This is a genomic window from Brevibacterium sp. 1718, from assembly GCF_051131255.1.
GTDB classification, from domain to species: domain Bacteria; phylum Actinomycetota; class Actinomycetes; order Actinomycetales; family Brevibacteriaceae; genus Brevibacterium; species Brevibacterium sediminis.
In genome coordinates, this window is record NZ_CP186550.1 from 2,883,600 (window position 1) to 2,910,560 (window position 26,961).

Genomic DNA, 26,961 nt, shown 5'->3' on the forward strand with positions numbered 1-26,961 from the left:
AGGCGCGCGATCCGCTGAGGTAGACTGTCCGCAATGTCACAGTCAGCCCCGGATGCCGCTTTCCGCCCGAAAGTGTGGGTTCTTCCGCACTCGGGCACCAACGGCTACATCACTTCGTGGGGCGAAATGCAGTCGGGCACACAGCCGTTCGGACGCGGAGATCGTCCGCCCCGACCCCTGGTGTGATCTTCCGACAGAGTTCATCGTCCGAGCCGACGACGTCCGCTCGATTCACGTACGTACGCTCAGCGTCGACGAACTGAGCACAGTCTGCACATCCACTCTTCGGGTCGAACCCTTTTCTCTGCCGACCACGAACGGGATCACTGTGACCACCACTTCTGCAACCGCTTCACCACTCGCCTCACCGACCCCTCTGGGACAGCGCTTGTTCCAGGCGCTCCGCAGCGACACCGTCGGCGGCGCCCTTCTCCTCGTCGCCGCAGCTGCCGCTCTGATCTGGGCGAACTCACCGGCGTCGGCCGGATACTTCGCACTCCGCGATATCGAGTTCGGTTACGAACCGTGGCATCTGCGGCTGAGCATCGGGCAATGGGCCGCCGACGGACTGCTCGCAATCTTCTTCTTCCTCGTCGGCATCGAGCTCAAGGCGGAATTCACCCGCGGTGACCTGCGTCGGCTCCGCACCGCCGTCGTCCCGATCACTGCGGCGGCCGGCGGCGTCCTCGTCCCCGCCCTCATCTGTGCGGCGTTTCTGCTCACCCGCCCGGAGCTCCTGCGCGGCTGGGCGATCCCCACCGCGACAGACATCGCCTTCGCCGTCGCCGTCCTTGCGATCGTCGGCTCCCACCTGCCGAAAGCGCTGCGCCTCTTCCTGCTGACCCTGGCCGCAGTCGACGATCTGCTGGCGATCGCGATCATCGCGATCTTCTATACCGAGTCCATCGCGGTTCTCCCCCTTGTCGCGGCGCTCGGAATCGTCATCGTCTACGGGCTCATCGCGAGCCGTTTCCGTCGCTTCTTCGTCGACCGTACCTGGGCCTCGTGGGTCATCCTCCTGCCCCTCGGACTCACCGCCTGGGCGTTCATGCACGCCTCCGGCGTCCACGCGACCATCGCCGGAGTGCTGCTGGGCTTCACGATCCCCGCCGTCGTCGGTCGTGGTTCGAACCGCGCGATCGGCACCGACCACGGTGCTTCCAGCGACCTCCATCCGGATGCCGACAGTAGGTCCGGAATCGACCTCGCCGAGGCGCTCGAACACCGCCTTCGACCGCTGTCGGCCGGTTTCGCCGTCCCGGTCTTCGCATTCTTCGCCGCCGGCGTCGATATCGGCGGAACCCACGGTCTGGCCTCGGCGTTCTCCCACCCGTTGACCTACGGGATCGTGACGGCACTGATCGTGGGCAAGCCTGTCGGCATCCTCGTCTCCACCTGGTTGGTCACCCGGTTCACCGGTGGGTTGAATCCTGGTCTGCGTTGGGCCGACCTCACCGGCATCGGGCTGCTTGCCGGCATCGGCTTCACCGTCTCGCTCCTCGTCGCCGAGCTCAGCTTCACCGCCGGTTCGGTCGAACACGATGTGGCGAAGGTCGCCGTCCTCAGCGCCTCCCTGTTTTCGGCCGTATCCGCCGCGCTCATCCTCGCTGTGAGGAATGCCCACTATCGTCGACTGCTTCAGGCACGAAAGCAGTCCGCCTCAGGCGTATAAGGAAGACGGTCACGGGCATGTGGTCCGTCGGTGACCGGCGAAACCGAAGCAGCCGATTGCCAGTTCCGTCACAGACAGCCGCACTAGGCTTCGAAACGTCCGTGTTCATCCCCACGATCAGCATCGACAGTGCATCCGACCAACTGAGAAGGACCGTGCCATGGCATTCGACAAATTCCTCGACAAGGCCAAGAACCTCGCCAATGATCCCAAGGTCAAGGACAAGCTCAATTCTGACAAAGCTGAGAAGGTCACCGACTCCGTCCTCGACAAGGCCGCCGGTGTCGCTGACTCCCTGACCGGAGGCAAGCACTCGGACAAGATCAAGAAGGCCCGGGACGCCGCCGACAATGCCATCGGCAATGACCGTGATCAGACCGGTGGAGCGAATCGCAGCGACGATCAGCCCGGCGGTGCGAACCGCGGCGACGATCAGCCCGGCGGTGCGAACCGCGGCGACGACGTTCGTGGGAACGATGTCCGCGGAGATGATCGTGGCGACAACGGTCTCGACGGCGGCAACGGACCTGCCGGAAACCGCTGATCATCTGCGTCACCTGATCGAGCCCCTGCCGACTGCGGCAGGGGCTCGATCTCTGTTCGGCGGTCTTAAGCGGACGCAGCGGTGCGGCTGACGGTGCGGCCAGCAGGGTCAGATATGCGACTGTGCAGACAATCCTGGCTCAGGAATCGATGTCCGGGGCCGGCACACCCTTCGGATCGGCGTCGATCGTGATCCGCACTGCGTCGATGACAGCACGATCGTGCAGGAGATCCTCGGCCGGCACAGTCCACGAGTCCCCCGTCTTCTCTCCGCATGACTCGCCACGGGGAGAGAAGACCTCACAGTCGACGGCAGAGATCGGTGCCGCGGACTCGATGACGAGGTCTCCTCGGTCCAAGGGACGGACATACACGACGACGCCATTGTCCTGATCGCCGTTCATGTCTGCTGCAGGCACCGCTGCCCCCGCCACCTCGTAGTTGAGGACCCCTCGATGAGCTCCTGCAGTGAGCCTGTCTGTGGAGAATCCGATATCGACGGAATGCAGCTCTTCCTCGATAGTCGCCTCGGCGGGAGCCGAATCGATGGTTCCCTGCGGATTCGAATAGCGCGCACGCAGGTACGGCGGCAGCAGAGACTTGGAGTCGGGCAGGCGGAATCCGTCATGGATGTCACCACCGAATCCCCATGCTGTCTCCAGCGCCAGCTCGAGTTTCGTATCCATCCGCACCGAGTAGCTGCCATCGACGGCGATGCTGACCGTGTGCTCAGCAGTCTTGTCTCGCAGCGGGTTCGGCGCTGCATCCACTCCGCCGGGCGCTACGATCACAGTCGTGATCACCGCAGTCACGGCGAGCGCCGCCATAATGGAGAACGCTCCCCGGGTTCCGAATCCTCTCTTCGTCTCGCTCATCACTGCCTCTCCTCTGCAGGGATCGGGGATACTGTCATTCCCGTGGGAGGAGTGAAGGCGATGATTTCATGACTGTCCGTCAGGGACTCCCGCCAGACCATATGGGTTCCGTCTTCGGCCGCGTCGCCGCTGTTGATCGCATCGCTGTCATCGACTCGCGAGAATGCCTCAGCGTCACACCCGTCACCAAGATCGAAGTCGACGTTGTCGGCCGGACAGTACACCGGCCCGTCGGTGTCGATGTCCAAAGTGTGCGTCGTCGGTGTGCGCTGACCATTCCCGATCACGGGGACGGGCACGGCGAAGAATTCCTCGCCGGCCACGGTGATGAACACATCGTCAAGGACGTATTCGAGCTCGACGACATGACGGCCTTCGCTCCACGGCACGGCCTTTCCGTCGGAATCCTGCGGGGTGAACTCGAAGAGAACCCGCGGTTGGTCGAAGCCCTCCTGCTTCGTCTCTTCGACGTCGATGTGCAGCTCTCCGACTGTCTTCGGCGATGCCTGGGTCGAATCGTCGGCTGTGCTCAGCTCGACTGCTCTCAGCGCCGACGGCTTCGGCATCATCGCCAGCCTGTTGCCGGTCCGCGGATCACTGCCCACGCCGACATCACTGATCCACAGACCGACCGGTTTTCCGCCTTCAGGCGGGCTCTCGAAGATCAGCCTTTGGCGGATCTGCACTGTACCGTCCTTGTGCGGGGCCACCTCGGTGATGGTCTCCTGCGGGGACAGCGCATGTTCGGGCAGGCTTTTGGTCTCAGGGTGGGGAGCCGAGTACCGCAGCACCAGCGCGGTCACGATCACGCCGATGACGGCGACAGTGAACGCGATGCCGATGAGGAGGAGCAGCTTGGGGCGGGTCATGACTTCACACTATGGCCGGGTCCCGTCACAGGAGCTGCACAGTCGGTGCCAGACCTGGAACAATCGCTGGGTGCGGCGCTGAGACTGTGCCGCTGAGTGCGTCATCGAAGTACCTCCGCACCGGCCCCGTTCGGCCGAACCGGTGGCTCTGCTGCCGACGATCGGCAGCCGGCGGAGGAGTGTGTGAGAATGGCAGTCTGCGTCAAGCTACGCTGTGCCAACCGACCACGACTGCAGCAGGAGGTGCCATGCGATCGCCTATCCCGGATTTCCTCGATGAGACGCTCGACCGATTCCGACCGGATCGGTCCGGCGAGAATGCGGACTATATCCCGGACCTCGCCTCAGCGGATCCGGAGAAGCTCGCGATCTGCATCTCCACCCTCGACGGCGTCGAGTACACCTCCGGCGATGCCGACTATGAGTTCTCGATCCAGTCGATGTCGAAGCCCTTCATCTACGGCCTCGCCCTCGAGCAGGAGGGCCTGGCCGGGGTCCTCGAGATGGTCGGCGTCGAACCCAGCGGTGAGAAGTTCAACGAGCTCTCCCTGGACAAGAAGTCGGGTCGGCCGCTCAACCCGATGATCAACGCCGGGGCCATGACTATTCACTCCATCCTCGGCGATCCGGGTGCAAGCTTGGCCGAACGCACGGAGATCGTGCGCGCCGGACTCTCTCGCTTCGCCGGCCGAGAGCTGTCGATCGACGAATCGGTGGCCGACGGCGAATGGCGGGAAGCCTACCGCAATGTCGCCATCGCGAACATGCTCCGGTCCTACGACATCTTCTATGACGACCCCGACGAGGTGGTCCGCGGCTATATCGAACAGTGCGCGATCACCGTCACCGTCAAGGACCTCGCCATCATGGCCTCGACGCTGGCCGGCGGCGGCATCAACCCGCTGACCGGCGAACAGGTGCTCTCCCCCAGGGTCAATCGGCAGGTGCTCGCAGTCATGATGACCTGCGGCATGTACGACGCGGCCGGCGACTGGATGACAGAGATCGGGATCCCCGCCAAGAGCGGAGTCTCCGGCGGTGTCTTCGGTGTCATGCCCGGTCAGGTCGGCATCGCCACGTTCTCTCCGCGGCTGGACAGGCACGGCACGAGCGTCCGCGGAGCGAAGATCTTCCAGGACCTCTCAGATCGGCTGAGCCTGCACATCATGGATGCTCCGGAACCGGCCCGCTCGATCATCCGCCGCGACCGTCGCTTCGTCGACTCTGAGGGCAAAATGGTCCGCATCTGCAGCCTGCAGGGACTCATCCAGTGGAGCGGTTCGGAGAACGTCCTGCGCACGATGGACGAACCCGGTTCCACCACGAACACCTTCGTCCTCGACCTGCGCCGCGTCAACGAGATCAACTCCGTCGCCCGGAGCATGCTCACCGAGGCGCTGTCACGAATGAAGGACGATGGGATCCGCGTGGTCCTGCTCGACCCCGACGACATGATGCAGTGCAAAGGACCGAACTCCGCCCTTCCAGGTGTGCAGATCCTCGATTCGCTCAAATCGGTCAAAGGACTCAAACGCATCCGCGACGATCGTCGTCGGGAGATGGCCGACCGCTCCAACTGACGGGGGCCGGTGGGTGGTCGACAGAGATTTGATAAGGTGAGCCTTACTGAACCCCTGCGCCGAGGCGGCTCCACACTTCAAGGCCGACCGTGAGCTTCCAGGGGCACCCCGTTTGAGAAAGGCCGCCTGTGACGACCGCACCCAACACCCCCGAACGCACCGCACGACCCGTCCGCCAGCAGGCTGTTCTCACCGTGCTCGAGACGACCGAAGTCAGCCCGCACCTGGTGCGGATCCGCCTCGGCGGGGACACCTTCGACAACATCGATTCGAACGATGCGACCGACAAGTACGTCAAGCTCCTCTTCGCCGATCCGGCACACGGGCTCGTCCCGCCCTACGACCTGACGAAGCTGCGCGAGCAATCCCCCGAGAAGCTGCCGAGTCGCCGTACCTACACGGTGCGCGAGATCAACCTGGACGAGAAGTGGCTGAGCATCGACTTCGTCATCCACGACGATGACGGAATCGCCGGACCGTGGGCGAAGAGCGCGAAGCCGGGAGACACGCTGGTCCTCTCCGGCGCGGGCGGCAAGTACGCCCCTGCCGCCGAGTCCGACTGGCACCTGCTCATCGCCGACCATTCCGCGATCCCCGCGGTGAGTTCGGCCATCGAAGCCATGCCCACCGGAGCCACCGGGGTCGTCCTGGCCTATGTCGCCGACGACGCCGATCGCGTTCTGCCCGAGGCGCCGGAAGGCGTCGAGGTGAGATGGGTGGACTCGGACGACGAGCTCATTGCCGCAGTTGAGGGGCTCGAGTGGCGTGCGGGCACTCCGCAGGTCTTCGCCCACGGCGAGCGCGAGACGATCAAGGCGATCCGCAAGATCCTCAAGGACCGCGAAGTGCCGCGGGAGTCGCTGTCGATCTCGGCGTATTGGGCCCGCGGCCGTGCCGAGGACCAGTTCCAGGCCGAGAAGCGCGAGCCCATCGGCCAGATCGACTGATTTCCCTGCCTGGTCACACCGACCGCTCAGGTTGCCGTCGACCGCTCTAGTCACCGTCATCGTCGCCGCTGACCGCTCGAGTTGCCGTCGACCGCTCGTGCCATAGGGTGAGCGGTCGACGCCGAGGTGAGCTGTCGGCGGTCGTGTGCGGCTGGGGTTCAGCTGCGACGGCGGGCGAAGAAGTAGGCCGCAGTGCCGATGGCGATGAGACCTACAGCGATGCCGCCGAGGATGAGGTACTGACCGAGATCGGCACCGGTGCGCGGCAGCGGGTCACCGTCACCGTCGCTGGATGCTTCGGAACCGTCTGCACTCGAGCCAGCTTCGCTATCCGACTCCGCCCCGTCAGCAACCGCACCGTCAGCGCGCGAATCCGCTTCGCTGCCCGCATCGGCCCGAGCGCTGTCGTTCGCACCCGACTCGGAGTCGGACTCGCTGCCGGCCGCGTCGACCTGAGCATCCTCGGTCGCGTTGTCGTCGGCACCCGCGTTGTCGTCTGCGCCGGCGTCCTGATCTGTCCCGGCGTTCTCATCGGCGCCCGCGTTCTCATCAGCACCAGCATCCTCGTCAGTCCCGGCGTTCTCATCGTCGCCGTCGTCTCCACCGTTCGCGAGATCGGCCACCGAGTAGAGGCTCGTCGTGCCCGAGACCTCATTGCCGACGACGAGCGCAGCCTCACCCGTCGGCGACTCATCGGAGCCGAGGAACGTAATGCCCTCCGGTCCGAGGTCTCCGGCGCTCGCGAGCAGCGCAGCAGGATCCGAGGCATCTTCGATCTCGTCCTCGACGGAGACCGAGAAGGCCCGATTGTTGAAGTAGGTCGCAAACTTCGGGGCGCTCGGGTCGCTGAGGTCGAAGGCCGCTATTCCGCCGATGCGTTCGAAGCCGACGAACGCGTAGGTCGTCTCCCCCACCTCGCCGATGGTCAGCGCCTCGGGCTCTGGGCCCTTGTCGTCGCTGCGTCCTTCGAGGTTCGACTCGGAATGGTTGGAGTTGAAGAACTCGGGCACCGCCTCGGCGGTCAGCTTCTCGAACTCGTCCCCGGAATCGGCGACGAGCTTCCCGTCGGTGGTCCACACGGAGAATGAGCGGGCGCCGAAAGCCACGAGCTCCTCATAGCAGTCGCCGGCGTCGTTGAGACCCAGATCGGTGATGATGTTCAGCCGTCCGAGGTCCGCGTCGCCGAGTCTGTCAGCCAGCGGCGAGGTCTCGCACACCGGTGCGAGGCCGTCCTCGCCGAGGTCCTTGACCCTGGCCGCATCGACGAAGTCGCCCCACTCACGGGAGTCGCCCTCGTTCGCGGTCACGAGGTAATCGGTGCCGCCGGAGGTGAACGTCGAGATCGTATCGGGCATATAGGCGCCCTTGAGCCCCTCGTATTCCGTGATGTTCACGGTCGGAACATCCTCGGGATCCCGGTCCGACGCATCGAGTCCGTTGCCGGCCTGGCCATGATCTTTGAGGCCCAACGGGAGGATCTCCTCGACCGACGCCGAGGCGATATCGACGACCGCGATCGCGTTCGCTTCCTGCAGGGTCGCGTAGGCCCTGTCCCCGGCGACAGTGATGTACTCGGGTTCGAGATTGCGCGAGATCGGCAGATCCTCTTCGGGTTGGGGTCCGAAGATCCGCACATCCTCGGGCAGTGTCTTCGCTCCGCCCTCCTCGAACTCGTGGAAGTCCGCAGTGTGCACGTCCGAGTCCGACGGCGCGGCCACCTCGGCGGGGAGATCGATGACGGACACCGAGCCTTCGGGGTCGGTCGAGAAATCATCGGCCGGTTCGCCCTCGTTCGCGACCAGGGCATGGCTGCCGTCCGGAGTGACGGTGACCATGTCGGGCAGGGACCCGACGGGAACCTCGCCGAGGATGTCCGCCTCGGGGTCGTTCGCGTCGAAGAACATCACGGTGCCCGGCTGCGTCTTGTCATCGGCCTCGAGGGCGATGACGCCCAGGCCGTCCTCACGGATGGAGATCGAGTTCGCGACCCCGGTGCCCTTAATCTCGGAGACCTTCTGCGGGTTGGTCGGGTCGGAGGCGTCGATGACGTCCACGGTGGCCGCCTGGGCGTTGACGGTGAAGACCGTATCGCCGTGGACGGCGGTGATCTCGGCGGCGGACTCGTCGAACTGTCCGGTCTCGTGGGACCCGAGGAAGCCCATCTCGATCTGAGCGTCCGAGGCCGAGGAGCTGATCGGATCGTCCACTTCCGCGGCGTGAGCGGTGCTCGTGCCTGGCGCCGTGCCGCCGACGGTGAAACCGGTGGCCAACAGGAGGGCGGCCGCCGAGGCCGTGAGCGTCTTCGCGGACAGTGGGATCGTCATCGGTTCTCCGGGATCGATTGGGCGTCGCGGGCCGGCTGAACCCGCAAACACCTATTCATAGGCACCCGGAATGGACCGGTTCCGAACCGCAGATGGACGGATGGTGAACACACTCAGCGACTGCTTCGGTTAACGTCGACCGCTCACGTTATACGTATACAGTGAGCGCTCGGCGCTGAGGCGAGCGGTCGGTGAGGTCGCCAGGGAGAGCTCAGCCGAGATCGAGGTTCTCGGCCACCTCGGCGACCTTGCGCTTCGCTGCCGCATCGAGGTCACGCACCGGCAGAGGCAGGGTGTCTGCACCCACGAGTCCGAGATGTTCGGCGATGGCGGCGGTCACGCGCAGGCTTCCGCCGAATTCGGTGAACAGATCCCACAACGGCTGCAGCTCGGCCGAGAGTTCGCGGGCGAGCTGCGCATTGCCGAGTTCCGCGGCCCGGGTGATCTCGAGCATCGGCTCGGGGATGGTGCCGCCGACCGCCGTGTACCAGGCATCACAGCCGGCGATGAGGCCCTCGGCTCCATGGGCATCGCCGGAGATGCCGATCGTCACCTCACTGCCGATGGCCGCACGAATCTCTCCGATGCGCTCGTCCCATCCGGCGGGCGAGGCCGGTGTTCCGGGGATCTTGATCGAGGCCACACCGTCGAGCCCGGCCAGTTGTGAATAGAGTTCAGTGGTGAAAGTGAAGTGCGTGGTTCCGGGGTTGTCGTAGACGACGACGGGCAGATCCGTGGACTCGGTGACGCTGCGGAAGAGTGCGAACACCTCGTCATCGGTCAGCGGCTGATAGCTCACCGGCGCCAGCAGCACCCCCTGCGCCCCGGCAGCTTCGGCGGAGGCGACATTGGCCAGAACGTCTCTCGTCCGCAGTGCACCGACTCCGATGAAAACAGGGATGTCGAGGGCGGATTCGACGCTCAGCTGCGCCACCCGGGCGCGTTCGTCGGTGTCGAGGTAAGCGTACGAACCGGTCGATCCGAGCGCCGTGATCGAGTCGACTCCGGCGAGGACGAGACGTTCGATGAGACCGACGAAGGCATCCTCGTCGAGGGAACCACCTTTCAGCGGGGTCAGCGGAAAGGCACTCAGCCCGGTGAACAGGGACGGGTCGGGGGTGTTCGTCAATGATCCTCCTCGGGTGGACGCGGGCCACCGATGGCGCGAACCTCGGGTGGTCGCGACGAAACGCGGTCGGCAGCAGCGGATGGGTCCGCTTGCGTTCAGTCTGCCAGGTCAGTCGAGAGTAGGCAGGTACATCTCGAACCGATCGAACTCCGGTTGCGCCGTGGCGACTTCCACAGCCGCCGCACCGACGGCGTTGGCCGCCCGCAGCGCGCGCTCCGGTTCGAGTCCGCTGGTCAGGCCGATGGTCAGCGCCGCGCAGTAGGCATCTCCGGCACCGACGGTGCTCACGGGATTCGCGGGGACCGCCTCGGCGAAGGCGATCTGCTCACCTCTCTGCAACAGTGCCGACCCTTCCGCCCCGTAGGTGACGGCCACGAGCTTCGCGGTCTGCAGCTGCGGCAGCTGGGAGTACTCGCATTCGTTGACGATGATGAGGTCGGCACGGTCGACCACCTCGGCGGGCAGTTGAAGGGCGGGAGCCGCATTGACGGCGAGGAACCCGGGCACATGGTTCGCGAGCTCGACGATGAGATCGAGGGAGATCTCGAGTTGAGTGAGCACGGCCTCGTCGGCCCGGAATTCGATACCGTCGAGGCTGACCTCGGCATTCGCTCCTTCGCAGACGGCGATCTGATTCTCACCGTGGGCGTCGACCATGATGAGCGCGGTCCCGGTCTCGGCGGTCGCCTCGGCGATGTCATCGGTATCCACCCCGGCGGCGCGGAGGGCCTCGAGCATTGCCCTGCCGTCGGAGTCTGGGCCGACCGCACCGATCATGCGGGTCCGCGCACCGAGGCGGGCGGCAGCGGCGGCCTGGTTCGCCCCCTTACCGCCGGGAGAACGGGACAGTCTGCCTCCTCCCACGGTCTCGCCGGCGGCGGGAAGTCGGGAAGTGGTGGCGGTGATATCGGCGTTGATGCTGCCGACGACCGTCAGGGAGCAGTCGATGGTCATGGCCCCATTATCGACGATCGAAAGAGGGCGGATCGACGACGATTGTCGGCGATCGGAATCGGGCGGGTGTTGGCAAAACGTGGGCACACAGCGAACATGAGAGAAGCCCCGCGATCCATCTGCACAGATCACGGGGCTTCCCGATCGGGGTGAGTAACGGGACTTGAACCCGCGACATCCGCGACCACAACGCGGCGCTCTACCAGCTGAGCTATACCCACCACATGCGCTGCGCCTTCAGGCGCAGACAGCAAGATACATCTTAACCGCACCCGCCTGACCCGGGCAAACCAGAACCGCCCCTTCGGCTCGATGAGACGCAGATCTCATTACATGCAACGATTCAGTAGCGATCTATAACGGTTTCGGAAAACTGGTAGGAGCGACCCTCGACATTCATTAGTATTGACTCGGCCCTGTCCTCGATAGATGTCAAGGAACCCTGTACATGCCTCGTGCGTTGATCTCCGTCTCCGATGACGGGTTCACCTACACCACCCTCAACGGGGCGACGAGTCGCTATTCGGACACCGGACAGGCCATCTCCTACCTCGGCGACTATGCCAAGGAGACCGCGACTCCCCTGACCGTGACGATCGACGACGGTACGAAGACGACCGAGATCGGCATCGATGTGAATGGCCGAGTCGGGGCGGTTCCCAAATACAACACCGGCGCCGAGGAGGTCGCGGACGAATCATCGACCGCTTCGTCCGCGCATGGTTCGGCTGAGACGGCCGGACAACCGGACGACGCCGACCAGAACACAGGCGGCGAGAACACGAACGGCCAGAGCACACACGGCCAGTCCGCCAGCGGGCAGAACGGCTTCGCAGCCTATGACGACTCATCAGGGTCGAACGGCGACAGCTACCCGATGGGCACTCCGTTCTCCGGACCGGCCGCACCGGCCACGCCGACAGTGAAGAAGACACCGGTGCGCAAACGGTCGACACGCAACCGTCCGCAGCGACTGAAGAAGATCACCATCCCAGGACTCGTGCTCATCGGTCTGGCGATCCTTATGATCGGCGCCTTCGTCGTTCCCAATATCGTCCCCGTCGACTCCCCCGATACCCCGCAGACGATCGGTTCGGAGCAGCAGGTCAACCCCGCCTCCGAACTCTCCGTCGACAATACCCAGGACATAGTTCCCAGCTACGACAACTCCCCCACGTGGGAAGCCGAGGTGCCCAAGCGCGCCTCGGTGACAGCCTCCGATCGCGGCGTGCTCCTCGTCAACGACAACCGCCTCGAAGTCCTCGACGCCGACACCGGCAAGTCCCGGTACAAAGCCAAGATCGATCAGTCCCCGACCTTTGCCGTCGATACCGTCATCGACGGCCGCCCGGCCCTGCTGTGGCAGTCGGGCAATACCGCCGAGGCGCTCTTCGACGGGGAATCGAAGCCGAAGACCTACCAGTTGCCGGAGAAAGCCCGCATCACCTCCGCAGGCAAGAGCGTGCTCATCAAGTCGGGCAACAAGCTCTCGACCTTCGGCGCCGAGGGCCTGGAAGACGTGCCCACCCCGCAGGCCGGCTCGACACCGATGGCCATCGACGATGATGAGATCTTCAGTTCGGACTGGAACGGTCCGGTCACAGCGAAGAACATCAAGTCCGGCGACGAACGCAGCATCAAGCTCGAAAGCCCCGGTGACGAACTGAAGATCATCGACTGGATCTCCGCTGGCCACGGCAAGGCGATCACGTTGTGGGGCGAACAGGGCGCTTCGACGAACTCGGGTCACAGGATCCAGCTCGTCGTCCACTCCCTCGACGACGGGTCGATCCTCTCGACTGTGACCACGACAACTGACATCGTCGGCGAGAAGTCCTGGGTGCGCGGGCAGGCGGGAGAACGCGCCTATATCGGTCCATATCTCTTCGACCTGGAGACGGGTCTGCTGCTGATGGACGTCTCCAGCCGTGATATCCATCTCTCCGAACCGCGCGGATCCATCGTGCCCTGCACGATGGACACGAGCACCTCGTGCCTGCTCGCCGGCAAACAGGCGTTCAAGACCGATACCGACCTGCTGGCGGTCGTCGACAAGGGCAACGAGGCCCTGGTGCTCGGTGACGACTCGACCGTTCGCGCATATCCGAAGAAGTCAGAGACGCAGGATCGCTGATTCCGCGCCACGGCGAAACACGCCTACGGCTTTAACACATCTGGCCGAGACATTAAGATAGTGCCCGATGTGTCTGAACGTCATGTCCCCTTGACCCAATGAAGTCGGAATCCCCACCGCGAAGGAACGTAGTGCCAGTCTCACACAGGTTCAGCCGCAGAGCCGCCGCAATCGGCGCCGCGCTTGCCCTGGCAGCACTACCTATCTCGGCGACGTTCACACCTGCATTCGCGCAGCCGAGTCCGACCCCCACGGCCGAAGCCAGTTCGAACGCGGAGGCAGGTGCTTCCGCCGGAGCAGATTCCGATTCCGGCGATGACGCTGGTTCAACTGCTGACGGCACCAATGGTGCCGACGCGGATTCGAGCAGCGCCGAATCCGAGGGAGGGGCCGACAGCGGCCCCGATCCGGGTCCAACCGAAGACGGTGACAAGGCCTGCAAGGATCAGGAGTGGACCTCGGACGAACCGTGCGCGATCGAGGGCGAACTCACCGCCAAGTGGCAGATGATCGGCAATCAGCTGTCCGTTCCGAAGAACAATCAGGAAAACCCTGAAGGCACCTTGCCGGAGAGTTGGGTCGGAAAGACTTTCAAGGCACCGGAACAGTCGATGAAGCGCATTCCGGCACAATCGTCCGCCGACGACAACGCTGATTCGGGCACGAGTGATTCGGACACCGACGACAGCGGACAGTCCGTTGCCGAGGCGACCGCTGAAGCAGCACCCACAGTGTACTTCTTCAACAGCGACGGCAAGGTCGTTGCCAAGGGCCAGGCCGACCCGATGGACTTCAAAGAGTTCGCGCCTTCCGGACCCGACCCTGAATGGACGTTTGAGGTCAAAGACGGGACGATCGTCGTCACCGATGGGCAACCCTATCCCGACAACGAGGACGGGGCCGACGCATCCACCGACCCCGACGGCTCCACGCCGGACGATTCGGAGACCGGCACCGAAAAGGATGGGACGGCAGACAGCGATCCCTCTCCAACAGCGGATGGGTCGACCTCATCCGAAGGTGCCGAGGCAGACAGTGACCCGGACGGCGGCAAGACCGCCAGCAAGGACGGCGCCACCTCCGACGACGGCTCTGCGAACGACCGCGGGGCCGGCAAGGACGGGTCGTCTGCGGACAGCGACACCTCAACGGACAGCACCACCTCGACCGATGGCTCCACCTCATCGGATTCGGGATCGAAGGGTCGCGCGAACACCTCGGGTGACAAGGACTCCGACGGCCGAGAATCTGACGCCGACACCGGCTCAGGCTCGGACGGCTCACGCGGCAGCGATTCCGACAGATCGGGCTCCGATTCGGACTCCGGCGACGATGACGAGAAGGAATCGGACAAGGATGGTTCCGGCTCGTCGATCGGAGCCTCTGATGCCGACGGCACCACCCCGGACCCGTCGAACGGCAACGGCTCCCCCGATGATGAGCGCGAGACCATTCCCGGCAACGCTGGTGACGAATGGCTGCCCGGGGATGACGAGGATACCGAAACCCCTGACTACTCGGACCCTGTGCCTCGCAACCCCGACGAGCCTGCGCCCAAAGACGATACGGACCTCATCACGGGTGGCGATCAGCCGTCCCCGCGAGCCAACCAGAATCCGGCGACCTCGTTCGGCGAATCCATCATTTCCACGATCGTCAGCTCCTGGCCCATCTTCGTCCTCGCCGCCTCCGGAATGGCCGCGGTCGGGTTCATCATCTACCTCATGGGACGCCGCAGAAAACAGGAGTGAGGCCGCGTGGGCCTCTTCGACTCCGAACTGCGAGTCATCGCCGCTGCCGAGCAGCTCGTTAGCGGACTCGGCAGCGATGACAACCACACCGTTGCCGCTGCCGCGATGGACGCTACGGTCGCATCCACACCGGCGTCAACGTCTTTCACTTCACCGGCGGACCCTGCGCGGAACTCGTCGTGATCGGTGCCGCCGCGGCAGCGAACGCCGGACCCCTGGTCACGATCGCAGCGGTTGGCGACCGGAACCGCGGTGTGCTGGCCCCGTGCGGACGCTGCCGTCAGGTCATCCTCGACCTCCATCCCGATGCGCTCGTCGTCGTGCCCGACGACACCACGGGCCAGACGTCGATTGCCCCGATCCCCGCCCTGCTCCCCCACTCCTATCGGCACCCGGATTCTGATCCCAAACGGCTACTGAGGTTCCACGCTAGATACTTCGAGGCCGTCGCGGACGGGACGAAGACGCTGACGGTGCGGTGGAACGAAGGCCACTGCACGGGTCCGGCTCTGGCGTACTTCGAGAACACCGCGCATGGCACGCTCCCCGTGGAAGTCGCCTCGGTGATGGTGAAGCGACTCGACGAACTGCGACCTGAGGATCTCGACCTCACCCGCCCGAGTGGATTGGAGCGGTATATCGCCAATCTCCGCGGTCACTACCCGACCATGCCCGCGGACGCGAGCGTCGAGATCGTAAGATTCCGTCGAACCGCGGCCGATATCTGACACTCACAGTGCCCAGCCGCTAAGCTGGACAGCGAAGCACTGTGGCACAAGGTCACAGACGCAGCAAAGCATTCTCGACCGGGAGGACTCGACCCGATGACTGACAACGTCTACACCTCAGATGTGACCGTCGACCAGGCGACAACCGCGCAGCTCGCGGAGTCGATCCGACTGCGCGAGGAGCGCATCGCCGAGAACATCGACGAGCTCGTCGGCCGCATCCACCCGAAGGTGCTGGCGACGCGGGCAGTCAACAAGGCGAAGTCCGAGGTCGTCGAGGAAGACGGCTCCCCCAAGCCCGAGATCATCGCACTCGGTGCCGGTGCCGTCCTCGGTGTGGCCGCCCTCATCGTCGGACTCTCCGGTCGCAAGCGTGGCTGATGCCGCACTACCGATCCGGATGCTCCATGACCGGATCCTGCTCGAACCCAGCGCGGAAGCCGGGGAACGCAAATCCTCGGCGGGCATCGTCATTCCCGCCACCGCCAGCATGGGCAGACGCCTCGTGTGGGGCAAGGTCGTAGCGGCGGGCCCCCATGTGAGGCAGGCCAACCTCGGCGATACCGTCCTCTACGATCCCGAGGAACTCGCCGAGGTGGAGCTCGAGGGACGCGCGTATGTGCTGTTGCGCGAACGCGACGTCCACGCGATCTCCGAACCGGCCGAACAGTCGAGTTCCGGAATGTATCTCTGAAGTGCCTCCGGGCATCGAGGGCGAATCCGGTGCGGTGGAGGGACTATTGATCAGTGGGTTCCGGGTCGCCGGATTCGCGGGCAAAGGGACTCTGACCAGGGGCTTGCGACCTTCATCACAAAACTGAATATGGGCCGATCTCGGTTTGCATGATCGGTCGACACCTGAGTAATATTAATTCTCGTTGCACAGCATGTGCGGCAAGCACCTCTAGCTCAATTGGCAGAGCAACTGACTCTTAATCAGTGGGTTCCGGGTTCAAGTCCCGGGGGGTGCACAGCATAGAGAGAACCGCCTTCGACTTCGGTCGGAGGCGGTTCTTTCGCATTCACACCATCTGCCGGTGGGGTTCTGTTTCCGGCGAGGAGCATTCGCCTGCGGGATTTGCCAATAGCCCAACTGGGGGTGAGCAGCCCATGCTTGAAACTGGGCTGCTCACCTCGGAGTGGGCTATTGCGGGATTCCGGCCGGGCCGCTCATGGCATACGGCTTGCCGCCCCGCGGCTCAGTCCTGGCCGGCGCGGGCGTAGGCGCCGAGCACCTGGCGCTCGGAATCACCGAGGTAGGCGCCGAGGATCTTCGCCGCAGCCACCGGCCCCTCCGTGCGGTAGATCTCGACGACTTCCTTGTTGCGGCCGATGAACGGCGCATGGAGGAAGTCGAGGACCTCGACCTTGAGGAATGCCAACCGCAGCTCGGCGAGCACATTGGAGAACGACTGCATCAGCCGCCTGCTGTCCGAGAGCGAGACGACGGCATTGTGGAACTCCATGTTCGCCGTGCCGACCTCCAGCCAGTTCTCTTCGGCAGCGAACTTCTCGGCGGCTTCGACGGCCGCCTCCATCCTCACGGCGTTCGGGTGATTGCGCGGAGCGTGCTCGAGCACCGAGCACTCGACATGATGGCGCACCCGGTAGATGTCGACGACATCGGCGGTGCTCGGTGACGCCACTGAGACGCCTCGGTGCGGGATATGCGTGACCAGGCCCTGCTCCCCGAGGACCCGGAACGCCTCACGCAGAGTATTGCGCGACACATCGAATTCCTTCGCCAGCGCGGTTTCGGACAGCCGCTCACCGGGGCGCAGCTCTCCAGCGATGAGGCGGTCAGTGAGCCTGTTGACCAGGGACGAATCGTGATTCACCTCTCCATCCTACTGAAACAGCACCCCGAACTCCCATCCGTCCGTCGACAAAGCGACGAAGAAAAGTGTGACCCCCGTCTATGTTTGTTGAACAATGAGTGCTAGATTGTTTACCACTTCACGTGTGCCAGGACACAGACATCGCTGTTCTCACCCCATCGGCGCACACGAAGGAACAATTGACCACCAGACAGTCGGAGACTCCCATGTCACACGCACCGGAATCCCAACCGCCGGAATCCTCTTCTACGGATGGGGCCGCCTCGGGCCTTGACAATGCCAAGAGCGAAATCGGATCCAAGATCAGCCGCAGCGCGATCATCGGCGCCATCTTCCTCATGGCCACCTCGGCGATCGGTCCGGGCTTCATCACCCAGACAGCCACATTCACGGCTCAGATGGGTGCGGCCTTCGCCTTCGCGATCTTCGCGTCGATCCTCATCGACATCGCCATCCAGCTCAATATCTGGCGGATGGTGACCTCCTCGGGCAAACGCGCAGCCCAGCTGGCCTCCTCGGCAGTGCCGGGATCGGGCATCCTCCTGTCCGTCCTGATCGTCGTCGGCGGACTGGCCTTCAACATCGGCAATATCGCCGGTGGCGGCCTCGGCCTCAATGCGCTGCTGGGCATCGACCCGAAGCTCGGCGGACTGCTCACCGGCGTCCTGGCGATCGGCATCTTCCTGTTCAAACGCGCCGGAAAGGTCGTCGACGCCGTCGTCCTCGTCCTCGGCGTCGGGATGATCATCCTCACCTGTGTCGTCGCCATCGTCTCGAACCCGCCGGTCGGTGAGGCGATCAAACAGTCGTTCGTGCCCGACACCATCAACTTCGCCACCGTGACGACGATCGTCGGCGGCACCGTCGGCGGCTACATCACCTACTCCGGTGCCCACCGCTATCTCGACTCGGGCAAGACCGGCCCGGAGAATGCCGGTTCTGTCATGCGCTCGGCTCTGTCGGGGATCCTCGTCACCGGTGTCATGCGCTACGTCCTCTTCCTCGCCATCCTCGGCGTCGTCGCCTCCGGCGTCGCTCTCGACCTCGACTCGAGCGTGGCCAACCCCGCCGGTCAGGCCTTCGCCGCAGTCCTCGGCGATGCGGGAATGCGCATCTTCGGCGCGATCTTCTGGGCCGCGGCTCTGAGCTCGGTCATCGGCGCCGCCTACACCTCGGCGACGTTCCTCTCGGCGTTCTCCAAACGCCTCGAAGGCGGCTGGCCGCTGCAGCTGGCGACGGTGTCCTTCATCGTCGTCTCGCTCGTCGTCTACCTCGTCCTCGGCACGGCACCTGCCACACTGCTCGTCTTCGTCGGCGGCTTCAACGGGCTCATCCTGCCGATCGGTCTGACGATCTTCATGTACATCGGCTGGTTCAGGCCGCGCCTGCTGCGCACTGATTCGTACCCGAAGTGGTTGCTCATCATCGGCACCGCGGCAACACTGGTCACGTGGTACACGGCCACACAGTCCATCGGCCCCATCTTCGCCATGATCGGAATCGGAGGGTGACATTGTCTGTCAACAGCGAACTGAGAATCGACCTCAACTCTGACCTCGGGGAGAACGTCCCCGACCGTGTCGTCAGTGACGATGCCGCCATGCTCGGCCTCGTCACCAGCGCCAACGTCTCCTGCGGGTTCCATGCCGGCAACCCGGAAGGCATCCGCGCCACCGTCGACGCCGCCACGAAGGAAGGTGTCGTCATCGGGGCCCACCCCGGATACGACGACTACGAGGGCTTCGGCCGCCGCGCCCTCGACGTGCCCGCCGCCACTCTGCAGGCCCAAGTCGAATACCAGATCGGCGCGCTCATCGGCCTGACCACAGCCGTCGGCGGAACCGTCTCCTACGTCAAACCCCACGGCGGTCTCTACAACGCGATCGTCCACGATGAGGCGCAGGCGAAGGTCGTCGTCGACGCGATCACAGCCATCGACGACTCGTTGGTCTTCCTCGGACTCGCCGGCAGCGTGGCCAACCGCGTCGCCGCCGAGGCGGGACTGACCGTGGCCGCCGAGGCTTTCGCCGATCGGTCCTACAACCCCGACGGCTCCCTGGTCTCCCGGTCGGAACCGAACGCTGTCCTCCACGACCCAGAGGCCGTGGCCGCCCGCGTCCTGCGCCTCGTCCAGACCGGACAGGTCGAAGCCGTCGACGGCACCCTCGTCGACGTCGACGCGCAGTCCATCTGCTTCCACGGCGACAGCCAGGGATCCATCGACATGGCCCGGGCCGCCCGTGATCTCCTCGAATCCGAAGGCGTCACGATCGCCGCCTTCGCCGGAGCCGGACGATGAACACTGCCACCACCAGCACATCTGCCATGGACACGATGCGGGCTGCGGGTGCGGAAGCCCGCGCACGCATCCGGGCAGGATTCGACGGTCCCACCTCGGGGATGGCACCGGGACTCGTCCAGGCGAACGTCATCTCCGTCCCCGCGGACTGGGCCTTCGACGTTCTCCTCTTCACCCAGCGCAACCCGAAGCCGTGCCCGGTCGTCGACGTCCTCGAACCCGGACAGCTGGCATCCGCACTCGCCCCGGGCAGCGATATCCGCACGGACATTCCCGGATACCGGATCTGGGAGAACGGCGCCCTGACCGACGAGGTCACCGACGCCACTTCAGTCTGGGAGCAGCATCCGGACCTCGTGTCCTTCCTCATCGGCTGCTCATTCACCTTCGAAAACGGCCTCACCGAAGCGGGCATCCCGATCCGCCACCAGGAGGCCGGTCGCAACGTGCCGATGTACCGCACGTCGACGGCCTGCCGTCCCGCCGGCCGGATCAGCGGAGACATGGTCGTGTCCATGCGCCCGATCCCGGCCTCCCAAGTCGCCGAGGCAGTGCGCATCACCGACCGCTTCCCCGCCGTCCACGGTGCACCGATCCACATCGGCGAACCCTCCCAGATCGGCATCGATGACCTCGGCGCCCCGGATTTCGGTGATGCTCCGGCCATCGAAGACGGCGACATTCCCGTCTTCTGGGCCTGCGGAGTCACTCCACAGGCAGCCATCCAGGCGTCGAGAATCCCCTTCGCGATCACCCACTCACCTGGGAAGATGTTCATCACTGACGAACCGGAAGACACCTACCGCCAATGACCTCGACACCTCCGGCCGACTCCCTGACCTTCCACACCGCCTCCACGCGCCACCTCCTCGTCGAATGCGCGGACCTGGGCACGACGATGGCCCTGCACCACAGTCTTGAAGCCGCCGATCTGCCCGGCGTCACCGAACTAATCCCCGCCGCCCGAACAGTGCTGATCAGTTTTGATCCCGCACGCACGAACGCCGAGATCCTCGCCGAGGCAGTGCGCGGGCTCGGGCACACCGAGTCGGCCTCGGATGCGGCCCGTGAGGTGACGATCGATGTCCACTACGACGGGGACGACCTCGCCGAGGTGGCCGACCTCCTCTCTGTCTCCCCCGCCGAGGTGATCAAACGCCACCAGGCCGCAACCTGGCAGGTCGCGTTCGCCGGGTTCGCCCCCGGCTTCGGCTACCTCGCCGGCGACGACGAACTCTTCAACGTTCCCCGCCGCTCGTCCCCACGCACGCGAGTGCCCGTGGGATCGGTGGCATTGGCCGGCGAGTTCACCGGCGTCTACCCCCGCTCCTCCCCCGGCGGCTGGCAGCTCATCGGACGCACCGATGCGAAGCTGTGGGACCTGGACCGGGAACCACCGGCCCTGTTCGTACCCGGCACGATCGTGAAATTCGCCGAGGCGGGGCGCGAGACCGTCGAGGTCGCGGGCTCGAGTGCGGGGTCAGGTTCGTCAGGTGCGGCAGGTTCGTCAGGTGCGGCAAGTTCGGCGTCGGATTCTGCGGTGGATTCAGCAGCGGATTCGGCGTCCGATTCGGCGGCTGCTGCCACCCACTCCCTCGAGGTGCTGCGTCCCGGGCTGCAGCTGCTCGTCCAGGATCTCGGTCGCCCCGGTTTCGCTTCGATGGGAGTCTCCGCCGCCGGTGCCGCCGACCGCACCGCGTTGACCACCGCCAACCGTCTTGTCGGCAATGCCGAAACCGCGGCCGGGCTGGAGAGCTTCGGGGGCGCAGTGCTCCTGCGCTCCACGGGTGACGGCGTCGCCGCTGTCACCGGGGCCACCGGAGCGATCACCGTGACCGCTGCCGATGGCACGGTCCTCACGCCCCGCCTCGGCGAGGCCTTTGCCCTGGCCGACGGGGACGAACTCGAGCTCGGACCAACCGAGCGCGGAGTCCGCCGCTACCTCGCCGTGCGCGGTGGAATCGCTGTCGAGACGGCTCTCGACAGCAGCTCCGCCGACACCCTGGCCGGGCTCGGTCCGGCCGCCGTGGACAAAGGCACCACGGTGGGAGTGCACGATCCGCGGACGGCGCCCCACCTCGTCGATCCCAATCCCACGCAGCCAAGGGATCTTCCCCAGGCGGGTGAGACCGTGATGCTGAGCGTGACGCTGGGACCGCGCGAGGATTGGTTCACCGAGGCCGGGATCGAGACTCTGCTGTCACAGGAGTGGACGGTCACCCACGAATCCGACCGGGTCGGACTGCGCCTGAACGGTGAGGTTCCACTCGAACGTGCCCGAACCGGAGAGCTGCCCAGCGAAGGCGCGGTCACCGGTGCCCTGCAGGTTCCGCCGAACGGTCAGCCGGTGCTCTTCGGACCCGACCATCCGCTCACCGGCGGCTATCCGATCATCGCCAGCGTCGATGATGTCGACCTCGCCGCGCAGCTGCCTCCCGGCGTGAAGCTGCGCTTCACCACCTCTGCCCGACCGACGTCGAACGCCCACCCGGCCGAGCCGTCCCGCACCGCAGCAGGATCCCGCACCAACGAGAACGAAGGCTGAACAATGTCGAGAATCCTCATCGCCAACCGCGGCGAGATCGCCGTCCGCATCATCCGCGCCTGCGCCCAGCACGGGCACACTTCGGTGGCTGTCTACGCTGATCAGGACGCCGACGCCATGCATGCCCGGTTCGCAGACGAAGCGTTCGCTCTGCCTGGGACGACAGCGGGTGACACGTACCTCAACATCGATGCGATCCTCTCCGCAGCGAAGTCCGCCGGTGCCGATGCCGTCCACCCCGGGTACGGATTCCTGTCCGAGAACGCCGATTTCGCCGCCGCCGTCGAAGCCGCCGGCCTCATCTGGATCGGTCCGACCGCGGACACGATCACGGCCCTCGGCGACAAGGTCACGGCCCGTCAGCTCGCGCAGAAGGTCGGCGCTCCCCTGGCACCGGGCATCGACCGTCCCCTCGAGAACGCGGCCGAGGTCGAGTCCTTCGCCGCCGAGGCGGGACTGCCGATCATCATCAAAGCCGCCCACGGTGGCGGCGGACGCGGAATGAAGATCGTCCACGAGCTGTCCGAGGTAGCCGGTGCCTTCGAATCGGCGACCCGTGAGGCCGTCGAGGCTTTCGGTAGGCCCGAGTGCTTCGTCGAGAAGTTCCTCGAGCGTCCCCGCCATGTCGAGGTCCAGATCGTCGGCGACGGTCAGGGTCGGGTCGTGGCCGTCGGTGACCGCGACTGCTCCGCTCAGCGGCGCAATCAGAAGCTCATCGAGGAAGCACCCGCCCCGGGACTGACGGATGAGCAGCGTGAGCGCCTGCACCGTTCGGCCGAAGCCATCTGCGCCGAGGTGGACTATCGCGGTGCCGGCACCGTCGAGTTCCTCCTCGCTGCCGATGGCACCATGACGTTCCTCGAGGTCAACACCCGACTGCAGGTCGAACATCCCGTCACCGAGGTGACCTCAGGGGTCGATCTCGTCGCCGAACAGTTCCGCATAGCCTTCGGACAGGGACTGTCGCTTGCGTCGACCCCGCAGCCGGTCGGTCATGCGATCGAGCTGCGCATCAACGCCGAGGATCCCGGCCGCGGCTTCCTGCCGACTCCGGGACGCATCGATGTCCTCGACGTGCCCGGGGGCCTCGGCGTGCGATGGGATTCCGGTGTGCGTGCCGGTGACACCGTACAGCCGGCCTTCGATTCCCTCTTCGCGAAGCTCATCGTCCACGGTCCCGACCGCGAGCAGGCGATCGCGCGCACCGTGACAGCGGCGAAGGAACTCCATGTCGAGGGTCCGGCCACGGTGGTGCCGTGCTCCCTGGCGATCCTCACCGATGAGGCGTTCACCGGTCTCGGCGTCGACGGTGTCGACGGCATCCACACGCAGTGGATCGAGGCCGAGCTGCTGCCGCGCTTCGAGACTCAGGACCGCCCGGCCCCGGTCGCCGATGGCGAGATGCAGCGGATGTCGATCGAGATCGATGGGAAGCTCACCACGATCGGGCTGCCCGCCGGACTGCTCGCTGCCCTCGGCTCGGTCGGTGGGACCGGTCAGGGCGGCACGGGTCAAGGCGGCGAGGTCGGTGGCGCCGGAAACGGTGGAGCCGCCTCGGCGAGTGCCGGGGATGTCACCGCTCCTGTGCCGGGCAGCCTAGTGGACTTCCTCGTCGAAGACGGCGAGCAGGTGGCGGCCGGTGACGAGGTCGCTGTGCTCTCGGCGATGAAGATGGAGACCCGGGTCGAAGCCCCGGTCGCGGGAACGCTGCGCCAGGTCGCGGCGGTCGGCGACGTCGTGGCGGTCGGGCAGGCCATCGCACGGGTCGACTGAGACGGCGGGCTGCCTCGGCGAAAGGATCGGTCGAGGTGACTGCGTGCATCGGTCGAGGCATCGGGCTCGGCAACGGAATAGAGTGGTGGTCAGCAATGGTTGTCCATCATGGAGACCACCCCAATCAGGAGGAGCATTCATGTCACGTCTGTCGGTCGGCGACACCGCCCCGGAGTTCACCCTCGTCAACCAGGACGGGAAGTCCGTCAGCCTCAGCGATTTCCGAGGTCAGCGGGTCGTCGTGTACTTCTACCCCGCCGCTATGACCCCGGGCTGCACGACCGAGGCCTGCGATTTCCGGGACTCGCTGTCGGCACTCAAGGCCGCCGGAATCGCCGTCGTCGGCATCTCCCCGGACAAGCCGGAGAAGCTGCAGCAGTTCATCGAGAAGGAAGGTCTCAACTTCGACCTCCTCTCCGATGAGGACAAGACGATGATGACCGAGTGGGGTGCCTTCGGCGAGAAGAAGAACTACGGCAAGGTCGTCCAGGGCGTCATCCGCTCGACCGTCGTCGTCGATGCCGAGGGCAAGGTCGAACTCGCCCAGTACAACGTCAAGGCCACCGGGCACGTCGCCCGCGTGCGCAAGGAGCTCGGCATCGACGCTGCCTGAGTCTGCTGCAACTTGAGCGTCGGGCGGGCTGAACTGCCCGTGCTCAACGTGAGCATCGGGGCGGTCCGAGTTTTCAACAACTCGGGCCGCCCCTGCTAATCTTGAGGACGTTGCGGCCGCGAGGGTGGCCGCTTCAGCGCGAGTGGCGGAATTGGTAGACGCGCTGGATTTAGGTTCCAGTGTCTTCGGACGTAGGGGTTCAAGTCCCCTCTCGCGTACCGCGGTCCCCGGCGCGAAAGTCGAGAGGCTTCCGCGCCGGGGACTTTTCTGTCGTCACTTCTGTACGCGAACAGACGCGGAGAACGTAGTGTGGTCATTGGTGCACCGAACCTAGTGAGAGGACTGCCGATGACGACGTCCCCGGCCCCGACGATCCGCCCCACCGCTCCCGCCGACGAGGCCCGGTGGAAGGAGCTCTTCCGCGCCTACCGCGAGTTCTACCGACTGGAGCCCTCCGAGGAGATCGTCTCCCGCGTGTGGTCGTGGCTGACCGACTCCGCCCATGAGTGCCAGGGACTCGTCGCCGAGGCGGACGGATCGATCGTCGGAATCGCCGACTATCGTCGTTTCTCGCGTCCCTCGACAGGCAGCGTCGGCATCTGGCTCGACGATCTCTTCACCGATCCCGAGGCGCGCGGCCGAGGTGTCGGTCGTGCATTGATCTCCCGGCTGCAGATGATCGCCGCGGCCGAAGGCTGTTCGGTGGTCCGGTGGATCACCGCCGATGACAACGCTCAGGCTCAGGTGCTCTATGACGATGTCGCAGCGAAGACGAACTGGCTCACCTACGACGCGAAGCCGACGGAGTCGTGAGCACTGAGTTGCCGAGTGAGGAGAGGCCGAGCTCGGTGGAGCCGGAAGAACAGGCAAGCTCAGCGAACGCCGGTGCTGACCGCGAGGTGCTGTTGTGCTGCCTGCTGTGGGCGCGCGAAGGACAGGCCGAGGCACTGACAGCCTACGAGAACGGTGTTCTCGCGCTGATCTCCGAGCACGGAGGGCGCGTCGTCAATCGTGCCAAGAGCGACGGGGCCCAGGGGCGTCCCAACGAGGTGCAGTTCTATCGGTTCGAATCCACGGAAGCGCTCGATTCCTACCTCGCAGATCCGCGACGTCAGGCGCAGGCCGCCGAACGCGATCGCGTCATCGCCAGGACGGAGCTGTTCCCAGTCAGCTTTCTTCCGACCGAGTGAGGTCCTGCGCGAAGTGCTGCTGTGCGAGCAGGACCAGCGCCTCGAGCAGCGGTCGGCGCAGCACGCTGCCGAGGACGACTCCGCGGATCCGCTCCTCCAGACTGACTGCGTCGCTGATCGCGTCGAGGTCGGTGCGACCGACGTCTTCAGCGGCCTCGAGATAGGCGTCGAGCCGGTCGAGGATCGGAGTCAGGTTCTCCGTAGTCAACATGGCAACCGCGTTCACAGCCGCCCGATAGGCCGGTGACGACTTCGCGCAGTGCCACCCTCGCGCAGTGATCGCGCGGTCGAGTATCGCCGAGGCGGCTGTATCGTCCGTCTCGGCCTCGTCGATGAGCGCGTCCTGGACGACGCCCATCGCTTCGACTTCCGAGGCCTGCCCGTCCACCGCATCAACGACGGCTCGCACCTTCGCCAACGGCAGTCCGGCCACCGACGTCAGCGCCCCGATGAGGTGCAGCCGCTCGAGATGAGTGCGATCGTAGACGGCTTGATTCACGCTTGTCCGTCGTCCCGGCTGCAGCAGTCCTTCGCGGAGGTAGTACTTGATGGTCGGCACGCTGAGGCCCGAACGACGGGACAGCTCCGCCATCCTCATCCCCGACTTCTCCGCTGATTCCTGCATCGTCATCTCCTCCCGGCACTGACAGCAATGTTCGGTGACTGATCTTGCTCGACCCTAGCAGATACCTCTACTATCTATTATGGATAGTATAACTACCTATTAAGAGGAGAGGTCATGGATGCCTTGACTTTGGCTGCGGTCCTCGTCACCGGCTTCGTCGGCTCAGCGGAATTCGGATCGGCCGCCTTGGTTCATCCAGTGATCCGTCAGCTGAGGACGGACGATCAGCTGATCATGGAGAGGGGCCTGCTGAAGACGTTCGGCCGGGTGATGCCGGTGGGGGATGACCGCGGCGACCGCCCTGGCCATCATCATTGCCATCGATGAGCCCAACGCATGGCTGGCATCGGCAGCAATCAGCCTCAGCGTCGCCCTCGTCGTGACGATCATCGGGAACGTCCCGATCAACACCCGGACGGGACGGATCACCGAGGAGACCGCCCCCGAGGGATTCATCGCCATGCGCAGACGGTGGGACGCCTTCCAGATCGTGCGCGCTTCACTGCAATTGCTCGGATTCGTTCTTGTCGCGGTCGGAGCCGTCGGACTCGCCTGAGCACCCGTCAACGTTC

At 65.1% G+C, this 26,961-nt stretch carries 26 protein-coding genes and 3 tRNA genes; 21 read left to right on the plus strand and 8 right to left on the minus strand.

Features of this window, described 5'->3' with window-relative positions; all coding sequences use genetic code 11:
• Positions 1 to 328 precede the first annotated feature (328 nt).
• Together nhaA and ACOZ9V_RS12965 are read left to right on the plus strand one after the other, a co-directional pair.
• Complete coding sequence (gene nhaA / locus ACOZ9V_RS12960) at positions 329 to 1,672, plus strand: Na+/H+ antiporter NhaA (RefSeq protein ID WP_373284085.1); 1,344 nt, start codon at positions 329 to 331, stop codon at positions 1,670 to 1,672.
• Positions 1,673 to 1,832: 160 nt separating this feature from the next.
• Entirely contained in the window at positions 1,833 to 2,216 is a 384-nt protein-coding gene (locus tag ACOZ9V_RS12965) for an antitoxin (protein ID WP_181271627.1), read from the plus strand.
• A 139-nt stretch (positions 2,217 to 2,355) separates the two neighbouring features.
• Here the strand turns inward: ACOZ9V_RS12965 and ACOZ9V_RS12970 are convergent, their stop codons facing one another.
• Positions 2,356 to 3,090, minus strand: coding sequence for a hypothetical protein (locus ACOZ9V_RS12970; protein ID WP_181271626.1), 735 nt, complete (start codon positions 3,088 to 3,090; stop codon positions 2,356 to 2,358).
• Positions 3,090 to 3,959 (minus strand): hypothetical protein, encoded by an 870-nt coding sequence (locus tag ACOZ9V_RS12975; RefSeq protein ID WP_181271625.1) that lies wholly within the window; start codon positions 3,957 to 3,959, stop codon positions 3,090 to 3,092. The genes ACOZ9V_RS12970 and ACOZ9V_RS12975 overlap by 1 nt, the downstream gene beginning before the upstream one ends.
• 248 nt (positions 3,960 to 4,207) lie before the next feature.
• Here ACOZ9V_RS12975 and ACOZ9V_RS12980 point away from each other — a divergent pair, with 248 nt between their 5' ends.
• Complete coding sequence (locus tag ACOZ9V_RS12980) at positions 4,208 to 5,539, plus strand: glutaminase (RefSeq protein ID WP_139908515.1); 1,332 nt, start codon at positions 4,208 to 4,210, stop codon at positions 5,537 to 5,539.
• 128 nt (positions 5,540 to 5,667) lie between these two features.
• A complete protein-coding gene (locus ACOZ9V_RS12985) occupies positions 5,668 to 6,486 on the plus strand; it encodes a siderophore-interacting protein (RefSeq protein ID WP_181271624.1) in 819 nt (272 codons plus the stop codon).
• Positions 6,487 to 6,644: 158 nt separating this feature from the next.
• On the opposite strand, the gene ACOZ9V_RS12990 is transcribed toward ACOZ9V_RS12985, so the two are convergent.
• The 4 genes from ACOZ9V_RS12990 to ACOZ9V_RS13005 all read right to left on the minus strand — a co-directional run bounded on the left by ACOZ9V_RS12990 (position 6,645) and on the right by ACOZ9V_RS13005 (position 11,114).
• Positions 6,645 to 8,810 carry a choice-of-anchor I family protein gene (locus ACOZ9V_RS12990; RefSeq protein ID WP_434590618.1) on the minus strand — a complete coding sequence of 722 codons (2,166 nt, stop codon included), beginning with the start codon at positions 8,808 to 8,810 and terminating at the stop codon, positions 6,645 to 6,647.
• 211 nt (positions 8,811 to 9,021) lie between these two features.
• Positions 9,022 to 9,939, minus strand: a complete 918-nt coding sequence (locus ACOZ9V_RS12995) for a dihydrodipicolinate synthase family protein (RefSeq protein ID WP_181271622.1) — start codon at positions 9,937 to 9,939, stop codon at positions 9,022 to 9,024.
• Between the two features lie 108 nt (positions 9,940 to 10,047).
• Entirely contained in the window at positions 10,048 to 10,893 is an 846-nt protein-coding gene (locus ACOZ9V_RS13000) for a ribokinase (RefSeq protein ID WP_181271621.1), read from the minus strand.
• A gap of 148 nt (positions 10,894 to 11,041) precedes the next feature.
• Positions 11,042 to 11,114: transfer RNA gene (locus ACOZ9V_RS13005), tRNA-His, on the minus strand.
• 227 nt (positions 11,115 to 11,341) lie between these two features.
• Between ACOZ9V_RS13005 and ACOZ9V_RS13010 the strand changes: the two genes are divergently transcribed.
• The 6 genes from ACOZ9V_RS13010 to ACOZ9V_RS13035 all read left to right on the plus strand — a co-directional run bounded on the left by ACOZ9V_RS13010 (position 11,342) and on the right by ACOZ9V_RS13035 (position 16,477).
• Positions 11,342 to 13,027 carry a hypothetical protein gene (locus tag ACOZ9V_RS13010; RefSeq protein WP_181271620.1) on the plus strand — a complete coding sequence of 562 codons (1,686 nt, stop codon included), beginning with the start codon at positions 11,342 to 11,344 and terminating at the stop codon, positions 13,025 to 13,027.
• A 131-nt stretch (positions 13,028 to 13,158) separates the two neighbouring features.
• A complete protein-coding gene (locus ACOZ9V_RS13015) occupies positions 13,159 to 14,778 on the plus strand; it encodes a hypothetical protein (RefSeq protein ID WP_181271619.1) in 1,620 nt (539 codons plus the stop codon).
• Between the two features lie 179 nt (positions 14,779 to 14,957).
• Complete coding sequence (locus ACOZ9V_RS13020) at positions 14,958 to 15,506, plus strand: ASCH domain-containing protein (RefSeq protein WP_219922333.1); 549 nt, start codon at positions 14,958 to 14,960, stop codon at positions 15,504 to 15,506.
• 96 nt (positions 15,507 to 15,602) lie between these two features.
• On the plus strand, positions 15,603 to 15,887 hold the full coding sequence (locus ACOZ9V_RS13025) for a DUF3618 domain-containing protein (protein WP_062862037.1): 285 nt from the start codon (positions 15,603 to 15,605) through the stop codon (positions 15,885 to 15,887).
• Positions 15,880 to 16,200: a GroES family chaperonin gene (locus ACOZ9V_RS13030; protein ID WP_039209700.1), complete on the plus strand. Its 321-nt coding sequence runs from the start codon at positions 15,880 to 15,882 to the stop codon at positions 16,198 to 16,200. Before ACOZ9V_RS13025 ends, ACOZ9V_RS13030 begins: the two co-directional genes overlap by 8 nt.
• Positions 16,201 to 16,404: 204 nt before the next feature.
• A tRNA-Lys gene (locus ACOZ9V_RS13035) sits at positions 16,405 to 16,477 on the plus strand.
• A 228-nt stretch (positions 16,478 to 16,705) separates the two neighbouring features.
• Here ACOZ9V_RS13035 and ACOZ9V_RS13040 read toward each other — a convergent pair.
• Positions 16,706 to 17,344, minus strand: a complete 639-nt coding sequence (locus ACOZ9V_RS13040; RefSeq protein WP_139908521.1) for a GntR family transcriptional regulator — start codon at positions 17,342 to 17,344, stop codon at positions 16,706 to 16,708.
• Positions 17,345 to 17,550: 206 nt separating this feature from the next.
• Between ACOZ9V_RS13040 and ACOZ9V_RS13045 the strand changes: the two genes are divergently transcribed.
• The 9 genes from ACOZ9V_RS13045 (at position 17,551) to ACOZ9V_RS13085 (ending at position 25,764) form a co-directional block, all read left to right on the plus strand.
• Positions 17,551 to 18,855, plus strand: coding sequence for an NRAMP family divalent metal transporter (locus tag ACOZ9V_RS13045; RefSeq protein ID WP_181271618.1), 1,305 nt, complete (start codon positions 17,551 to 17,553; stop codon positions 18,853 to 18,855).
• 2 nt (positions 18,856 to 18,857) lie between these two features.
• On the plus strand, positions 18,858 to 19,643 hold the full coding sequence (locus ACOZ9V_RS13050) for a LamB/YcsF family protein (RefSeq protein ID WP_229664095.1): 786 nt from the start codon (positions 18,858 to 18,860) through the stop codon (positions 19,641 to 19,643).
• On the plus strand, positions 19,640 to 20,455 hold the full coding sequence (locus tag ACOZ9V_RS13055; protein ID WP_434590627.1) for a putative hydro-lyase: 816 nt from the start codon (positions 19,640 to 19,642) through the stop codon (positions 20,453 to 20,455). Before ACOZ9V_RS13050 ends, ACOZ9V_RS13055 begins: the two co-directional genes overlap by 4 nt.
• Positions 20,452 to 22,188, plus strand: coding sequence for an urea amidolyase family protein (locus ACOZ9V_RS13060; RefSeq protein ID WP_181271617.1), 1,737 nt, complete (start codon positions 20,452 to 20,454; stop codon positions 22,186 to 22,188). Before ACOZ9V_RS13055 ends, ACOZ9V_RS13060 begins: the two co-directional genes overlap by 4 nt.
• 3 nt (positions 22,189 to 22,191) lie before the next feature.
• Positions 22,192 to 23,961 carry a biotin carboxylase N-terminal domain-containing protein gene (locus ACOZ9V_RS13065; RefSeq protein ID WP_434590631.1) on the plus strand — a complete coding sequence of 590 codons (1,770 nt, stop codon included), beginning with the start codon at positions 22,192 to 22,194 and terminating at the stop codon, positions 23,959 to 23,961.
• A gap of 139 nt (positions 23,962 to 24,100) precedes the next feature.
• Positions 24,101 to 24,574: a thioredoxin-dependent thiol peroxidase gene (bcp, locus tag ACOZ9V_RS13070; RefSeq protein WP_101553572.1), complete on the plus strand. Its 474-nt coding sequence runs from the start codon at positions 24,101 to 24,103 to the stop codon at positions 24,572 to 24,574.
• 136 nt (positions 24,575 to 24,710) lie between these two features.
• Positions 24,711 to 24,792, plus strand: a tRNA-Leu gene (locus tag ACOZ9V_RS13075).
• 130 nt (positions 24,793 to 24,922) lie between these two features.
• Positions 24,923 to 25,387, plus strand: a complete 465-nt coding sequence (locus ACOZ9V_RS13080) for a GNAT family N-acetyltransferase (protein WP_139468923.1) — start codon at positions 24,923 to 24,925, stop codon at positions 25,385 to 25,387.
• Positions 25,384 to 25,764, plus strand: a complete 381-nt coding sequence (locus ACOZ9V_RS13085) for a hypothetical protein (RefSeq protein ID WP_229664093.1) — start codon at positions 25,384 to 25,386, stop codon at positions 25,762 to 25,764. The genes ACOZ9V_RS13080 and ACOZ9V_RS13085 overlap by 4 nt, the downstream gene beginning before the upstream one ends.
• Here ACOZ9V_RS13085 and ACOZ9V_RS13090 read toward each other — a convergent pair.
• Positions 25,742 to 26,389: a MerR family transcriptional regulator gene (locus ACOZ9V_RS13090; RefSeq protein WP_434590635.1), complete on the minus strand. Its 648-nt coding sequence runs from the start codon at positions 26,387 to 26,389 to the stop codon at positions 25,742 to 25,744. The genes ACOZ9V_RS13085 and ACOZ9V_RS13090 overlap by 23 nt on opposite strands.
• 114 nt (positions 26,390 to 26,503) lie before the next feature.
• Here ACOZ9V_RS13090 and ACOZ9V_RS13095 point away from each other — a divergent pair, with 114 nt between their 5' ends.
• The gene (locus ACOZ9V_RS13095) at positions 26,504 to 26,716 is read left to right on the plus strand and encodes a hypothetical protein (protein WP_229664091.1); all 213 of its coding nucleotides are present in this window, start codon (positions 26,504 to 26,506) and stop codon (positions 26,714 to 26,716) included.
• Positions 26,673 to 26,945 carry a DUF1772 domain-containing protein gene (locus tag ACOZ9V_RS13100; protein ID WP_229664090.1) on the plus strand — a complete coding sequence of 91 codons (273 nt, stop codon included), beginning with the start codon at positions 26,673 to 26,675 and terminating at the stop codon, positions 26,943 to 26,945. The genes ACOZ9V_RS13095 and ACOZ9V_RS13100 overlap by 44 nt, the downstream gene beginning before the upstream one ends.
• The last annotated feature ends 16 nt before the right edge of the window (positions 26,946 to 26,961 follow it).

What these genes read in the sequence shown, in the direction of transcription:
- ACOZ9V_RS12965 (WP_181271627.1), top strand. Translation starts at nt 1,833, where the DNA reads ATGGCATTCGACAAATTCCTCGACAAGGCCAAGAACCTCGCCAATGAT.
- ACOZ9V_RS12970 (WP_181271626.1), bottom strand. Translation starts at nt 3,090, where the DNA reads ATGAGCGAGACGAAGAGAGGATTCGGAACCCGGGGAGCGTTCTCCATT.
- ACOZ9V_RS12975 (WP_181271625.1), bottom strand. Translation starts at nt 3,959, where the DNA reads ATGACCCGCCCCAAGCTGCTCCTCCTCATCGGCATCGCGTTCACTGTC.
- ACOZ9V_RS12980 (WP_139908515.1), top strand. Translation starts at nt 4,208, where the DNA reads ATGCGATCGCCTATCCCGGATTTCCTCGATGAGACGCTCGACCGATTC.
- ACOZ9V_RS12990 (WP_434590618.1), bottom strand. Translation starts at nt 8,810, where the DNA reads ATGACGATCCCACTGTCCGCGAAGACGCTCACGGCCTCGGCGGCCGCC.
- ACOZ9V_RS13000 (WP_181271621.1), bottom strand. Translation starts at nt 10,893, where the DNA reads ATGACCATCGACTGCTCCCTGACGGTCGTCGGCAGCATCAACGCCGAT.
- ACOZ9V_RS13010 (WP_181271620.1), top strand. Translation starts at nt 11,342, where the DNA reads ATGCCTCGTGCGTTGATCTCCGTCTCCGATGACGGGTTCACCTACACC.
- ACOZ9V_RS13025 (WP_062862037.1), top strand. Translation starts at nt 15,603, where the DNA reads ATGACTGACAACGTCTACACCTCAGATGTGACCGTCGACCAGGCGACA.
- ACOZ9V_RS13045 (WP_181271618.1), top strand. Translation starts at nt 17,551, where the DNA reads ATGTCACACGCACCGGAATCCCAACCGCCGGAATCCTCTTCTACGGAT.
- ACOZ9V_RS13055 (WP_434590627.1), top strand. Translation starts at nt 19,640, where the DNA reads ATGAACACTGCCACCACCAGCACATCTGCCATGGACACGATGCGGGCT.
- ACOZ9V_RS13060 (WP_181271617.1), top strand. Translation starts at nt 20,452, where the DNA reads ATGACCTCGACACCTCCGGCCGACTCCCTGACCTTCCACACCGCCTCC.
- ACOZ9V_RS13065 (WP_434590631.1), top strand. Translation starts at nt 22,192, where the DNA reads ATGTCGAGAATCCTCATCGCCAACCGCGGCGAGATCGCCGTCCGCATC.
- bcp (WP_101553572.1), top strand. Translation starts at nt 24,101, where the DNA reads ATGTCACGTCTGTCGGTCGGCGACACCGCCCCGGAGTTCACCCTCGTC.
- ACOZ9V_RS13080 (WP_139468923.1), top strand. Translation starts at nt 24,923, where the DNA reads ATGACGACGTCCCCGGCCCCGACGATCCGCCCCACCGCTCCCGCCGAC.
- ACOZ9V_RS13090 (WP_434590635.1), bottom strand. Translation starts at nt 26,389, where the DNA reads ATGCAGGAATCAGCGGAGAAGTCGGGGATGAGGATGGCGGAGCTGTCC.
- ACOZ9V_RS13095 (WP_229664091.1), top strand. Translation starts at nt 26,504, where the DNA reads ATGGATGCCTTGACTTTGGCTGCGGTCCTCGTCACCGGCTTCGTCGGC.
- ACOZ9V_RS13100 (WP_229664090.1), top strand. Translation starts at nt 26,673, where the DNA reads ATGACCGCGGCGACCGCCCTGGCCATCATCATTGCCATCGATGAGCCC.